The sequence below is a fragment of the Bremerella volcania genome (assembly GCF_007748115.1).
In the GTDB taxonomy this organism is placed as follows: Bacteria; Planctomycetota; Planctomycetia; order Pirellulales; family Pirellulaceae; genus Bremerella; species Bremerella volcania.
On the sequence record NZ_CP036289.1, the window covers coordinates 1731022 to 1743524 of the forward strand.

General features: G+C 56.1%; 11 protein-coding genes, 1 tRNA gene and 1 pseudogene. 11 read left to right on the forward strand and 2 right to left on the reverse strand.

What is annotated here, in order from left to right; all coding sequences use genetic code 11:
* Positions 1–13: 13 nt before the first annotated feature.
* Positions 14–1129 (reverse strand): GGDEF domain-containing protein, encoded by a 1116-nt coding sequence (locus Pan97_RS07030; protein WP_144971408.1) that lies wholly within the window; start codon positions 1127–1129, stop codon positions 14–16.
* 348 nt (positions 1130–1477) lie between these two features.
* Between Pan97_RS07030 and Pan97_RS07035 the strand changes: the two genes are divergently transcribed.
* Together Pan97_RS07035 and metF are read left to right on the forward strand one after the other, a co-directional pair.
* Positions 1478–2728 carry a putative sugar nucleotidyl transferase gene (locus Pan97_RS07035; RefSeq protein WP_144971409.1) on the forward strand — a complete coding sequence of 417 codons (1251 nt, stop codon included), beginning with the start codon at positions 1478–1480 and terminating at the stop codon, positions 2726–2728.
* Between the two features lie 10 nt (positions 2729–2738).
* Positions 2739–3635: a methylenetetrahydrofolate reductase [NAD(P)H] gene (gene metF, locus Pan97_RS07040; RefSeq protein WP_144971410.1), complete on the forward strand. Its 897-nt coding sequence runs from the start codon at positions 2739–2741 to the stop codon at positions 3633–3635.
* On the opposite strand, the gene Pan97_RS07045 is transcribed toward metF, so the two are convergent.
* Complete coding sequence (locus tag Pan97_RS07045) at positions 3632–4756, reverse strand: DUF6268 family outer membrane beta-barrel protein (RefSeq protein ID WP_144971411.1); 1125 nt, start codon at positions 4754–4756, stop codon at positions 3632–3634. The two genes, metF and Pan97_RS07045, sit on opposite strands and share 4 nt — an antisense overlap.
* Before the next feature lie 313 nt (positions 4757–5069).
* Here Pan97_RS07045 and Pan97_RS07050 point away from each other — a divergent pair.
* The 9 genes and pseudogenes from Pan97_RS07050 (at position 5070) to Pan97_RS07090 (ending at position 12144) form a co-directional block, all read left to right on the forward strand.
* A tRNA-Leu gene (locus tag Pan97_RS07050) sits at positions 5070–5153 on the forward strand.
* 724 nt (positions 5154–5877) lie between these two features.
* Positions 5878–6894 carry a tyrosine-type recombinase/integrase gene (locus tag Pan97_RS07055; RefSeq protein ID WP_144971412.1) on the forward strand — a complete coding sequence of 339 codons (1017 nt, stop codon included), beginning with the start codon at positions 5878–5880 and terminating at the stop codon, positions 6892–6894.
* 36 nt (positions 6895–6930) lie between these two features.
* Complete coding sequence (locus tag Pan97_RS07060) at positions 6931–7125, forward strand: hypothetical protein (RefSeq protein WP_144971413.1); 195 nt, start codon at positions 6931–6933, stop codon at positions 7123–7125.
* Positions 7126–7450: 325 nt separating this feature from the next.
* Positions 7451–7663: a carbon storage regulator gene (locus Pan97_RS07065; protein WP_144971414.1), complete on the forward strand. Its 213-nt coding sequence runs from the start codon at positions 7451–7453 to the stop codon at positions 7661–7663.
* Positions 7664–7765: 102 nt separating this feature from the next.
* Positions 7766–8940 (forward strand): IS3 family transposase gene (locus Pan97_RS07070; protein WP_144970036.1). Its coding sequence is split into 2 segments (ribosomal slippage): positions 7766–8030 and positions 8030–8940, totalling 1176 coding nucleotides; the frame shifts between segments, so codons are not numbered across the junction.
* Between the two features lie 29 nt (positions 8941–8969).
* Positions 8970–9818, forward strand: a pseudogene (locus Pan97_RS07075) (ISAs1 family transposase); the annotation flags it as partial.
* Positions 9819–10038: 220 nt separating this feature from the next.
* Complete coding sequence (locus Pan97_RS07080; RefSeq protein WP_144971415.1) at positions 10039–10308, forward strand: hypothetical protein; 270 nt, start codon at positions 10039–10041, stop codon at positions 10306–10308.
* A 304-nt stretch (positions 10309–10612) separates the two neighbouring features.
* Positions 10613–11656, forward strand: a complete 1044-nt coding sequence (locus Pan97_RS07085; protein ID WP_165698646.1) for a DUF1559 family PulG-like putative transporter — start codon at positions 10613–10615, stop codon at positions 11654–11656.
* Between the two features lie 77 nt (positions 11657–11733).
* On the forward strand, positions 11734–12144 hold the full coding sequence (locus Pan97_RS07090; protein WP_144971417.1) for a hypothetical protein: 411 nt from the start codon (positions 11734–11736) through the stop codon (positions 12142–12144).
* The last annotated feature ends 359 nt before the right edge of the window (positions 12145–12503 follow it).

Genomic DNA, 12503 nt, shown 5'->3' on the forward strand with positions numbered 1-12503 from the left:
TCCCTCTCTTACGTTACGGCATAATGTTTTGCGAAATCAGAAACAGTCGATTTTTGAGTTCATTCGCCGCCGAATCAAGTTCGCTGACTTGAATTCGAGCGGTTGGTTCCGACTCGTCTTTGGTCGAAGACGGCTGGCTGGTTGCCGGCGACTCGCCATGCTGGGCAGGTAGCGAAGTTTGGCTTTCAATAGGAATCAGCGACTCGCCGTCGTTCAGGAAGCCACAATTCCGCCCGGCTGCTTTGGCGGCGTACAGTGCTGCGTCGGCCCCTTTGGTCAGCGTTTCGAGACCATCGGCATGAATCACCGGCATCAGGCCGCAACTGACGGTGACCTCGATCGACATCTGGCCGTATTCTACCGGCAAAGAGCGCACCACGTTGAGCACCTTCATGGCGACCGTGGAAACCGAGGTCCCATCCGCTTCAGGAACCAGGATCGCCAACTCTTCACCACCGATCCGCGCCAGGTAGTCGGTCTTTCGCATGACGCTGTTCAGGCGAGCTGCCACTTCACGCAGCACCTGGTCGCCGGCATCATGCCCGTAGGTATCGTTGACGCGTTTGAAATGATCGATGTCGAGGATCAACAGGCTGAACGGCTGTTGCTTTCGCTGCCAGAGCGCCCACCGGCGCTCACGTTCTTCGTCGAACGCACGGCGGTTCAAAAGCTGCGTCAGTGCGTCGGTCCGGGCTTCCGACAAGGTGTCTTCCAATTCCTGCGATTGCGTCTTGAGCGTGGCTTCGGCCGACTCCAGACGCTGCTTCAGCTTTTGATTGGCGGCGGTAATCTGGGCGATCAGTTCGACTGCTTTGGCTGAGGGGCCGTCGTCGGCGACCGGCTGGTCACCCTCTGGGTGAGCTAACTTCTGTTCCAGGTTCTCCAGTAGCTCGATATGCTTGCTCAGATCGCCGGTGAAATGGCTGGTGAACTGAATCATGCCAGCCAACTGCTCGCGATAGACGGTCGATTCCCCTTCGGGCGGTGCGGGCATTTGATGGGGCTGAATGTACTTGGCCCACAATCTTCCCAGCCAGAAACCGATTAAGATCCCCACGACGAGAGTTACCACGCCGAAAACGTCACCCAGAACGAAAGTCAAAAGCTCAGCCATAGTTCGGTTAAACAATCAGGTGCCTGGGAAACGCCGAGAACCGAGAAAAAAAGGTTCGCCTTGCGCGATCCCGTCGGATGGATGCCAAAACCGCTGGGAAATCTTAGGTTACAGGTTGCCCGATGAGACGGGGCAACAGTGTTTCTCGGGGAATCGCAATATTAAAAGTTCGGGTACAACGGTCATTCAGGGAATTGTAAGCAAAGATTACAAAAATATCGGGTGCGAAATCGTTTCACGGCACCCTTCGGGCAGCAGACATGTTGCCTGAAAGACGATTTAGCCACATTGTGGCGTTGAATTCGTTACTACCAGTACCATCGGAGTCGTTCGGCAGAAAGCCGAGAAAGACATCGCCCAGGCATGAATTGCATCCTCTTTGAAGACCGTTCGGTTTCCAAACTGTATCCGATCGTGCTTGCGCGACCTGCCTATGGGATCACATGCGGCGGTTTTCGCCTGGCCGAACTGTTAGCCGAGAAGTTCGACGCTTGCCGCGGTGTCGTGCGGTATCACATCGCCGCACTTCAAGCACAGTATTACCCGCAGCTTCAAGAAACGCCCCCAGAGGAAGGTCAGCCGACACTCCTTATAAGTGCCAGTGTCGTGCCACGGGTGCAGACCCTGGAAAAGCTGACTCGTTGGGTTCAATCAAAGCAGCCAGGCATCGTTCTGCACGAAGGCCGGGTCATCGCCGCCTTGCTGCCGCCAGGGCATCGAATCCCCAACACCAGCAGCACTTACGACGAGTTCCTTTCGTTTGTCGACGCCTTGGCTTCCAAGCCTGAGCTTTCGCCGCGCGACGAAACGTTCGAGTTATTCGAGTACGCCCATGACGTCGTCCGATTTAACGAAGAAATCATTCACGAAAACTTAGAATACCGCCTGAAGACCGGCAACTACCGCGAGGTCCAGGAAGGGCTTTACGCTGCCGGCGAGATCAGCCTGGCCGAGAACGTTTCGGTCGATGCGTCGAGCGGTCCGATCGTGGTCGAAGAAGGCGTAAGTATCGGTCCCTTCTGCTTTTTGCGGGGGCCAGCCTACCTCGGCCCGAACGTGAAGGTGATCGAACATTCGGCCATTAAAGATGCCGTTTCGTTAGGACATACGACCAAAATCGGTGGCGAGGTAGAAGCAACGGTCATAGAACCTTTCTCGAACAAGCAGCACCACGGTTTCCTTGGACATAGTTATTTGGGAAGCTGGATAAACCTGGGTGCTGGTACATCCAACAGCGACCTGAAGAATACCTACGGAACGGTCAACATGGACTATCCGTTTGGCCGCGTCGCCACGAAAATGCAGTTCGTGGGATCGATTTTTGGGGACTACTCAAAGACGGCCATCAATACGGGTATATTTACCGGTAAGACGATTGGCGTCTGCAGCATGTTATACGGCTTCGTCACGACCAACGTCCCAAGCTTCGTGAACTACGCCCGACTGTTCGGTCAAGTCACGGAACTTCCGCCTGAGGTCATGATTTCCACCCAACAAAGAATGTTCCAGCGGCGTAATGTAACCCAGACGCCGTGCGACATCCAACTCATACACGATATGTACCTGCTCACTCAGGAAGAGCGTCAACTGACGGGTGAGCCCCTCGTTTTTTAGAACTTGCCCCATGCTTTCCGATTTTTACAAGCCCGGCCAGTTGCCGATCTCGTTTGAGCTTTATCCTCCCAAGACCGACAAGGGAGTACGGTCGCTCATGCTGCAGGTCGAGCGGCTGATGAAGCACAAGCCTGCCTACATCACCTGCACCTACGGTGCCGGCGGTTCGACGCGCGGGAAGACTCTCGAAATTGTCGAGAAGGTCAAAACCTTGTTTCAGGTGCCGGTCGCGGCGCACCTGACCGTGGTCGGTTCCAGCGTGGCCGACCTGCGTAGCTTTCTGGCCGAAGCCGAACGTCGCGGTGTCGATTACATCGTCGCCCTGCGTGGTGACCCGCCCCAAGGGGAAACCAAGTTCAAGCCGAATCCCAAGGGACTGCGCTACGCCAACGAACTGGTCGAACTGATCAACGACGAATTCAACGAACTGGGCGTCCTCGTGGCCGGCTATCCCGAAACCCACCAGGAAGCTCCCAGCCCGGAAGTCGATCTCGAGAACCTCAAACGCAAGGTCGACGCCGGTGCCCAGGTCATCGTCTCGCAGCTGTTCTTCCGCAACAGCGACTTCTACAGCTGGCGCGAACGCTGCGAGAAGGCCGGCATCACCGTGCCGATCGTGCCGGGCATCTTCCCGATCAATAGCCTGGCTCAGATCTCGAAGATTGCCAAAATGTGCGGCGCTGGCATTCCGAAGAAACTGTACGAAAAGCTGAATCAGAAGCCGGACGACCCCGAGTGGCACAAGCGTGTCGGCACGGCCTACGCATCGCAGCAAGTGAACGACCTGGCCGACAACGGCGTCCCAGGCTTCCACTTCTACGTGCTGAATCAAGCCGAAGCCACCGGTAAAATTCTGACGGCTCTGAAAGAGCACATGGCCAAGAAGAAGTCCGGCTCGCCTGCTTAGAAGAGCAGCCGGAAGTCCAGCCCGATAAACGCCCCCGGTTCGACCTGCACTTCATCGTGCAGGGTCGACCCTTGGTTCTCTCCTTCGCCGTATCGCCGGTCAAACGCGTAACCGGTGCTCAGGTCCAACGCTCCGTACTTCCCCACGTCCCAGCGAATGCCGGACACCAGCCGCTGCTGCAGCGAGAAAAAGCGGTCATCCTTGTCGACGCGATCGCTCAAGAAGTACGACTGGGCGACCGACTTATATCCGCCGTAAATGTGCCAGTCTTCGGCAAGATCGTGCGTCAGCATGACGCTTCCGTTGGTGAGCGGAACGTAAGCAAGATTCAACGTCCAGTCTTCCCGCGGCCGCCACGTCATCGAGAACGGTATGCCCAGGTTCATCTGGAACGATTCCGACCGGTTCCATTCGTAAGCGATAATCGGGACCGGAAAGTTGAGCGATCCGGTCGGCGAATACATCACGCCAAACATCCACGCGTCGCGCTCATTCCACGCAGGCTTCCGCAGAAACGAAATCAGGTTCAAGTTGATCTCGTCCCCACTTTGAAACGGCTGATCGCTTGCCGAACCGACACTGCTGATAATGCCCAGCGACGACCCGCTATCGAACTGGCGGATGTAGGTCAGGCCAAACTTGACGTTCCACAGTTCATCGGGAAATGCCCGGCCGGTATCCGGCAGGACGGCATCGGTGAAGTAATGGGTGTTCTGCACGCCAACGGTCAACACGGCCGTACCGTAGTCGCCACGATAGATCGGCAGCCCTGCCGAGGCATTTTGCTCGAACAGTTGGAAGTCGACGTCCTGCCCCTGGACTGGCTGAGCCGGAAACCATTCGACCCCATAGCCAGGCCCGGCCGAACCGCCGAAAGGACCTCCCTTCCCCTGCCGGCCGCGGCGCTGCTCTTTCGGTGGAGGCTCTTCCGGCAAGACGACCTCTGGCGCCAATTCCACTGCTTCAGGCTCAGCCCACGGCAACCCGGGCTCGCCTGGCGGTGAGTATGCGTACGAAGGCTCTGCCGACGGATGCTGGCTGGGCGCATAGGGAGACTGCCCAAGCGATCGCCCGGTTAGTGCGAGCATCAGCAGCAGTAAAACCCAGATTGGTCGTGTCATCCCTGACCCGTTCTTATTCCGAAAATGTGTAGAGAACGTATAGGTGATTACCCCAATCACGTCAACGCAGTGTCAGGCTGACCGTCAATTCCAGGCGATTCTCACCGCCAAGGCGAGAACTTGCGCGGAAAATGCGTGTCGTAGAGCAGTGAGAAGGTCGAGATCTGCTCGCGAATCGCCTGCCCGGTCATTGCCGAGGCCGCCAATTCCGGCTAAAATCCGACCTTTCCACAGCTGCGGCAAACCTTAACATGCCGCCGGATGTCCGGCTGATCTCAAAGATTGGCATCGCTGCCGAGGACATCCCGATTGTGCCAGAGTGGCGGAATTGGCAGACGCGCTGGATTCAAAATCCAGTTCCCGCAAGGGAGTGGGGGTTCGATTCCCCCCTCTGGTACTTTTAGACCCTGAATGTCACCGGTTCACGCTTCAAGGCAGGCCCTGATGGCTTGCCGTTTTGCGTGCGTAGAAAGCCTTGGCAGGGCTTTCTGGAAAAAATTTTGGTGCGCTTGTGGGATGCGTCTGAACCCTGTAAACAAGCAAGCCAATGGGATCGCCAGCCACCGAAGTGACGGCTTCGGCTGTTGCGATGTTCAGCTGTGCTGATGTTTGGTAATGCGGTGGCTGGCGATCCCATTGGCTTCTGTCTGCTTCGAAATATCTCGCACGAAGTCCTTGTCAGTCATGACAAGTCTCTAATTACCTTTGCGATAACTCGTTAATAACCCGTTAAGTAATATGTAGCTTGCCCTGCCGGGGGTGCAACTATTTTTCTTTAGCGGGGTGCCTCTCGCGTCTCGCTCTCTTGTGCGGTCCGTCCGCAACTTCTTCGGCAAACTGACTTGACCGCCTCTCGGTCTCGTTCTAAATTCGCCCTTACCAAACGTTAAAGCACAGCTCGACCTCGCGGCCACGCCGCCTGATTGAGCCCCTCTGGAATCGCTCAATCGGTGTTTCTCTTTCGCCAGAGAACCGCCTCTCGGTTCCTCCATTCATCCTTGCAATGCACCCTGTCTATCCGTGCGCCTAGGGAGTTCACCGGCGCGTCACGGACGAATCACGACACCCCTGCGCGTGTTGGAAAGCGACGGACCTGCAGGTGGGTCGGGAGATGCGTATCCATGAAATGGACCCCTGACACAACCCTCACCGATTTTTATGAGCTGTGCTACCGCCGTCAAAAGCATGCCGGCAAGTCGCCCAATACGGTCACCGACTATCGCGTTGCCATTCGGCGGTACCGTGCCTACTTCGAAGCCGCCGGCCAGTCGATCGAACCAAAATTGTCGCACCTGACGGACGACTACCTGTCCGACTTCCAAGCCTGGTATGTCGACGACCTCGATCGAGCGCCGGAGACGCCGAACAAATACGCTCGCAACATTAAGGCGATATGGCGATACGCGAAACGCAAGGGAGCAATCGATTACCTGCCCGATGTCGATCGCCTGCCGACGCCCAAGCACGCCCGCAAAACCTGGACGCCCGCCGAATTTGACCGGCTGTTGACTGCGGCCAGCCAGTTGCCAGGTGATTTTGGCGGCGTGCCGGCTGCCGTCTTCTGGCGAGCGATCATCATGGTCGTCACCAACACGGCCAGCCGCATCAACGCCATCATGCAGCTGAAGGTTTCCGACGTCGATTTCGAACGTGAAAAGATCTCGATCGACCACGACCACACCAAAGACAACGCCGACCATCGGCCTCCGCTATTGCCGGTCACGGCTGAAGCGATCCGGCAACTGCTGGCGTGTCGGCCGGCGAAACGCAGCGATCGCCTGTTTGCCTGCTGGCCGTACGACGAGCATGCCGACCGCAACTGGGATACGCTCCGCGATCACTACAAAAAGCTGCTCGCTCAGGCGGAGTTACCGGCCAGCCGTAAGTTTTTGTTTCACTGCCTCCGCGCGTACACGCTCACCCGGATCGCGGCCAAGTACGGCATTGAGGCCGCGCGGCAGTTCGTCAAGCATTCGTCCCTCTCGGTCACGATGGCTTACATCGACTTTGACCAGATTGAGGGAACGGTCGACATCAAGCAAGTGTTTCCCGAGTTCTCCGGCACGCGTCCACCCACGCCGCCGGCACCTGGCGGTCCGCAGCTGCGAGTGTTTCGCGGCGACGCGGCAGCCGGGTGAATTTTAATGTTTAGCTTGACTACGAGGAGAGATCAGATGGACACATACGAGGACTATACGCTTATGGAAGCGACAGAGAATGACTTGGAGGTTCGCAAGCATCGCGACGGTCAGTTTTCCGTTCACACGCAGAAAGGTTCTCGCTTGTTCGAGGACCGCGACATTGAGCGGGTTCGGGCATACCTGATGGGATTTTCTGACGGATTAACGACAAGCCCCTCTCAGTGCTAAGAAAACAAATCGGCTCTCCTGGGCTTCTTCGGAGGCGATGACAGTCGAGACCAGCACCCGGCCGAACAGGAGCGACGGGACTGGCCGAATCGTGCGGGATTTTGGTCGCTAACGAGAAGCGTGCACGAACCGTGACAGCCGGGAGAGACCGGCATTTATGCGAGTTGTGTAGGGCAGCCCTGGGTAAACTGCCCCTTGCTCAGGGTCGATCGTTCGAGCCGGTCACTCGCACTCGCCCCGAGAAGGGGCTCAACGCCGGTACGCCTCGCCAAGCGAGGCCTCTGCCGGGCCTTACTCACCAAAGATTTTCAGGAGGAGAATTCTCATGTTGGTGCTTTCTCGCAAAGTCGGTCAAACGATTCTGATCGGCAACACCGAAGTTCACGTTCTCAAGATCCACGGCCAGGTGCGACTGGGGATTGAAGCCCCGAAAGACGTGCCCATCCGCCGCGGTGAAATGGATGGACCGGGCCAGGATGAATCGCCGCGCGTGCCCGGGGATTCTCCCCAGCCCAAGGCGTATCGATCTGCTGCCTAGCAGGTTTTTTTGTGAGGCGATTGCTGACCTGCCCCCTTCAACCGCATCCATTCGGTAAATTAGTTTTTGCTGAATGCATGCCCATTTGAAGGGAGATTTCTTATGCCTAGAAGAAGATTCACGCCTGAGCAGATCATCCAGCATCTCCGCGAAGCGGAGGTGCTTCTCTCTCAGGACAAGACGATTGCCCAGGCCTGCAAGGCGATCGGCGTCACGGAGCAGACTTACTATCGCTGGCGGAAGGAGTACGGCGGTGTTCGTACCGATCAGGCCAAGCGTTTGAAAGAGCTCGAGAAGGAGAATGCTCGCCTGAAGCGACTGCTGGCTGATGCCGAACTCGACAAGGCGATCCTGAAGGAAGCCGCTTCGGGAAACTTCTGAGCCCGGACAAGCGACGGCGAATCGTCGAGCACGTGCGAGATACTTTGGGACGCGAGCGAGTATCAGAACGGAGGGCCTGCCGGGTGCTGGGACAGCCTCGTTCCACTCAGCGCCGTGTTCGCTGGGTCCCCGACGACGAGCCTCGCCTGGTCCGGGAGATGATTGAACTTGCTGAACAGTATGGCCGTTATGGCTATCGGCGAATCACTGAGATGTTACGCCGGAAAGGTTGGCAGGTGAACCATAAACGCATCGAACGCTTATGGCGTCGCGAGGGCTTGAAAGTACCAAAAAGGCAGCCGAAACGACGTCGCCTGTGGCTTAATGATGGTTCGTGCGTTCGCCTGCGGCCGAGTCATCGTGATGAGGTCTGGAGCTATGACTTCGTGCATCACCGAACGCACGATGGTCGAGCCTTCCGTATGCTGACGCTGATCAACGAGTATACTCGCGAGTGCTTGGCGATCGATGTGGCTCGTCAACTGACCAGCGAGGATGTCTTGGAGCGTCTTAGCGACCTGTTCGTTCGCCGTGGCGTGCCAGACTTCATTCGCAGCGACAACGGCTCAGAGTTCACCGCCACTAAGGTCCGTGACTGGCTGGAGCGAGTCGAGGTGAACACCCTGTACATCGAACCTGGCAGCCCGTGGGAGAATGGCTACATCGAATCCTTCAACGGGAAGCTGCGAGATGAACTACTCGATCGAGAGATCTTCGACACGCTGCTGGAGGCAAAAGTGTTGATCGAACGGTGGCGAGTCGAGTACAACACGGTACGCCCGCACAGTTCGCTGGGGTACCGTCCACCGGCACCGGAGGCAATTCTTCCAGGGGAAGCTGCTTCCGCTACGCTCCAGCACCTTCCCCTGGAAGAATCCTTGAAGACTACAACTTAAAGACTGGTTTCATTCGTGGGGGCAGGTCAACTTGGATCACCGCCTTACACGAAATCACCGACGGGCAGATCATCGCGATTGACGGCAAGACGCTGCGGCGGAGTTTCGACAAGGCCAGCAGCAAGGCGGCCATTCACATGGTCAGTGCCTGGGCGACTGCCAATCATGTGAGTCTCGGCCAGGTAGTAACCGACGCGAAGAGCAACGAGATCACCGCCATTCCCAAACTGCTTGAAATCGTCGAGGTTTCCGGCAGTTTAGTGACGATTGACGCTCAAGGTTGCCAACAGGACATCGCTCAGAAGATCGTCGACCAGGGAGCCGATTATTGCCTGGCCGTGAAGCGCAATCAGCCGACCCTCCACGATTCGATCGAAGATTTTTTTGTCGCGCAGCAGGAAAGCAATTTCAAGCGAGCCAAAGTACACCGTCACGAAACGCACGAGAAAGGGCATGGTCGCGAGGAGTCGCGTTCCTATTATATCTGCCCTGTGAACGACGAGATCATCACACGAGATCGTTGGTCGAACTTGAGGGCGATCGGGATGACGATCAATATCGTGAAGCAAGGCGGGAACGAGACGAGCGAGGTGCGATACTATATCCTGAGCAAGTACCTTTCCGGCAAGCGTTTCGCCGAGGCCGTTCGCGGTCATTGGGGCATTGAAAACAGCCTGCACTGGCAACTGGACGTGACGTTCGGTGAAGATCAATCTCGCATCCGCAAAGGGCACGCCGACGCCAACTTTAGCCTGCTACGAAGGACGAGCCTGAGCCTGCTGAAGAACAACAAGACAGCCAAGGTCGGCGTGAAGAACAAACGATTAAAATGCGGCTGGGGCGATGACTACCGCATGGAAGTCCTGCTGGGACGGTGAGTTATGGTGCAATCGCCGTGGCAGTGCTGTAGAGCCACTTGTACTTGTGAACGAGAGCCAAACACAACTCACTGAAGAGTGATTGATGGTGAATGGAACTGACCCGTAGATTCAAAATTGCAATTTACCTACTCAATGATTTCGGGTGTCATCTTCACCCCGGAAACGTCTTAATGTCTGGTTAAGGATCAGCCCTCTCTCCCTCGTTCACCGACTCTCGTTGAAGTTCAATCTGCTCCCAAATACACTCCGCCATTTTCGTCCGGAGAAGATCACAGCGTTCGTCGTGGAAATGGACGTCGCTGGGACGCTGCAGTTGATCCAGTTGGGGCTCGATTGCCCGGTAGGGGGCGTCGATCGGGATGCCATGCTTCTGCATGACTTGGGCGGCGGCCTGGTTATGGCCAGGGATCTGGGCGTTGGAGATTCCCTTTGCGGGATTTCCGGCATGGGGGTCGAGTTGGCCCAGACCAACAGCCTGGCTCGGTAGAGGCCGAGCTGTTTTGTATAGAAAAAAATTACGATTTGATCAAAAAAAAGATCAAAAAGCGCTGATATTTTTAGCAGACAAATTGGGGGAATAACGCTACGATAGCTTCCAAGAGGTGCCTATGCCCCACGCAGATATGCATTTCGAGCCATTTGCGTTTTGGGCGTGAATTCACTCTTCCCATCATCTTTTCAAACTTGCGACGGTTCGTCGATTCGAAAGTCATGGAACTGATCTCCGATCTTTTTGGGGTCTTTTCATGTTCAGTACTCATCTTTTATTTCTCTACGTAAGGAAAATTTATATGAAGCGGATCCATTCAGCACGTGCGTTCACGCTCGTGGAATTGTTAGTGGTGATTGCAATTATTGGTGTCCTCATCGCCCTGCTTTTGCCGGCCGTGCAGCAGGCGCGAGAAGCCGCTCGCCGCATGCAGTGCACGAACAATCTGAAGCAGATGGGACTGGGGCTGCACAACCACCACGACACCTTCAATCGCTTCCCGCCGGGAGCCGCGAACAACATTTCGCCATTTGGCACCAGCACTGGGCAGCAATGGGGCGCTTCCTGGATGGCTTACATCATGCCGTTTCTGGAATTGAATAACGCTTTCGAGGTTGCCCAGCTTGGAAAAAATCAGCAGTACAACAGTACCAATATCAGGGCGGGCATCGGCGATACGGCTGGCACTCCCATCTTTGACCAATTCAAGTGCCCTTCCGCGGCGCTCGAAAATGACGTGTGCTTGAGCACTACCTCGCCAGGATCCATGGTAGCCGACTACGCGGGCATCGCCGGTCATGTGAACGGCTTTGGGGGATTGACCGGAAGCCCTGGTGAAACCGCAGGCTCGAACAATGGTCCGGTTGGTAGAAACGGAACGCTGGGGTACAACACGCAAAATACCTTTGCGGATCTTACCGATGGAACGAGCAGCACGATGGTCGTTGGCGAAGTGGGGGGCTGGATATGGGAAAACAGTACCACGAAGCGGGATTTCCGCCCTGGCGTTCAGCACGGATTTGCGATGGGCTGCAATGGCCGCAACAATTCAACGGATTTGTCGCTGCCCAACGATTCCAACTCGCGCGTGTTCAATACAACGACGATCCGCTACGTGATCAATGAAAATTGCCGCAACGGTAGCTGCTCGTTGGGAGATACCTCCTGTGCCGATGGTGTTTGCCAAAACATGGGCAATAACCACCCGCTTCTATCGGAGCACCCAGGCGGCGTGAACGTACTGTTCGGGGACGGTTCGGTCCACTTCCTTGCCGAAACGACAGCTGCTTCGGTGCTTGCTGCCTACGCGTCACGAAACGATGCTCAGACCGTCGCAGCACCTTAGTCGTCTAAACATTGGAACCAATCGGGCCATGCTAACTGGCCCGATTTCAATCGCATTATCGAAAACAGGCACACACCATGCATCTGCGCAACTTTGTAGCGATTTTCTGTCTTGCGGCATGCCTCTTTGCGGGGTGCGATCAAGGTCCTGCCCGCGAGCCCAATCCTAGATACGCCGTGACCGGAACGGTGACCTTGGATGGTCAGCCGCTTACGGAAGGTGAGATCATCTTCGAATCCGCGGAGGACGCGGCAGCTGGGATTCCTCCAGCTATCGGCAAAATCGAGAATGGCAAATACGAAGTGAAAGCCGCTCCTGGAACCAAGAAAGTTTCCATCAGTGTGAAGGTGCCCGATGGCCCAGCGGACGTCACGGGACTTCAACCGACGAAAGAAACGATTCCGGCGAAGTACAACGCCAAAACGACGCTGACGTCTGACGTTACCGAAGGAAAAAACACGGCTGACTTCGCGCTGGAATCGAAGTAGCTTTAAGCCTTGCCGAGAGAGCTTCTACTGAAAACCTCAATCACCCGCGTTCCACATGGGTTCGCGGGTGATGTTGTTTCTTGAACCCGTCAGATGCAGGCATTGGTCAAGCAAATGCTTTGGACTTCGCTGGCGCAACTGGCACGAGTGGCCGCACGTCGCTCTTGATGAACTTGGGACATGCCATTGGGGAAGACCGATGTGACCTGCCACCCAAAAGCTGCATCAGGCAATACACGGACCTCCATACATCACCCCATGACATCTCTTAGTAAATCTATCACGATATCAAAGTGCATCTTAAACAAGTGATAGCAGTGCATGCCCTAAATTTGGGGAAGATGAACCGGTTGTCAGGC

What these genes read in the sequence shown, in the direction of transcription:
- Pan97_RS07035 (WP_144971409.1), top strand. Translation starts at nt 1,478, where the DNA reads ATGAATTGCATCCTCTTTGAAGACCGTTCGGTTTCCAAACTGTATCCG.
- metF (WP_144971410.1), top strand. Translation starts at nt 2,739, where the DNA reads ATGCTTTCCGATTTTTACAAGCCCGGCCAGTTGCCGATCTCGTTTGAG.
- Pan97_RS07045 (WP_144971411.1), bottom strand. Translation starts at nt 4,756, where the DNA reads ATGACACGACCAATCTGGGTTTTACTGCTGCTGATGCTCGCACTAACC.
- Pan97_RS07055 (WP_144971412.1), top strand. Translation starts at nt 5,878, where the DNA reads ATGAAATGGACCCCTGACACAACCCTCACCGATTTTTATGAGCTGTGC.
- Pan97_RS07060 (WP_144971413.1), top strand. Translation starts at nt 6,931, where the DNA reads ATGGACACATACGAGGACTATACGCTTATGGAAGCGACAGAGAATGAC.
- Pan97_RS07065 (WP_144971414.1), top strand. Translation starts at nt 7,451, where the DNA reads ATGTTGGTGCTTTCTCGCAAAGTCGGTCAAACGATTCTGATCGGCAAC.
- Pan97_RS07085 (WP_165698646.1), top strand. Translation starts at nt 10,613, where the DNA reads ATGAAGCGGATCCATTCAGCACGTGCGTTCACGCTCGTGGAATTGTTA.
- Pan97_RS07090 (WP_144971417.1), top strand. Translation starts at nt 11,734, where the DNA reads ATGCATCTGCGCAACTTTGTAGCGATTTTCTGTCTTGCGGCATGCCTC.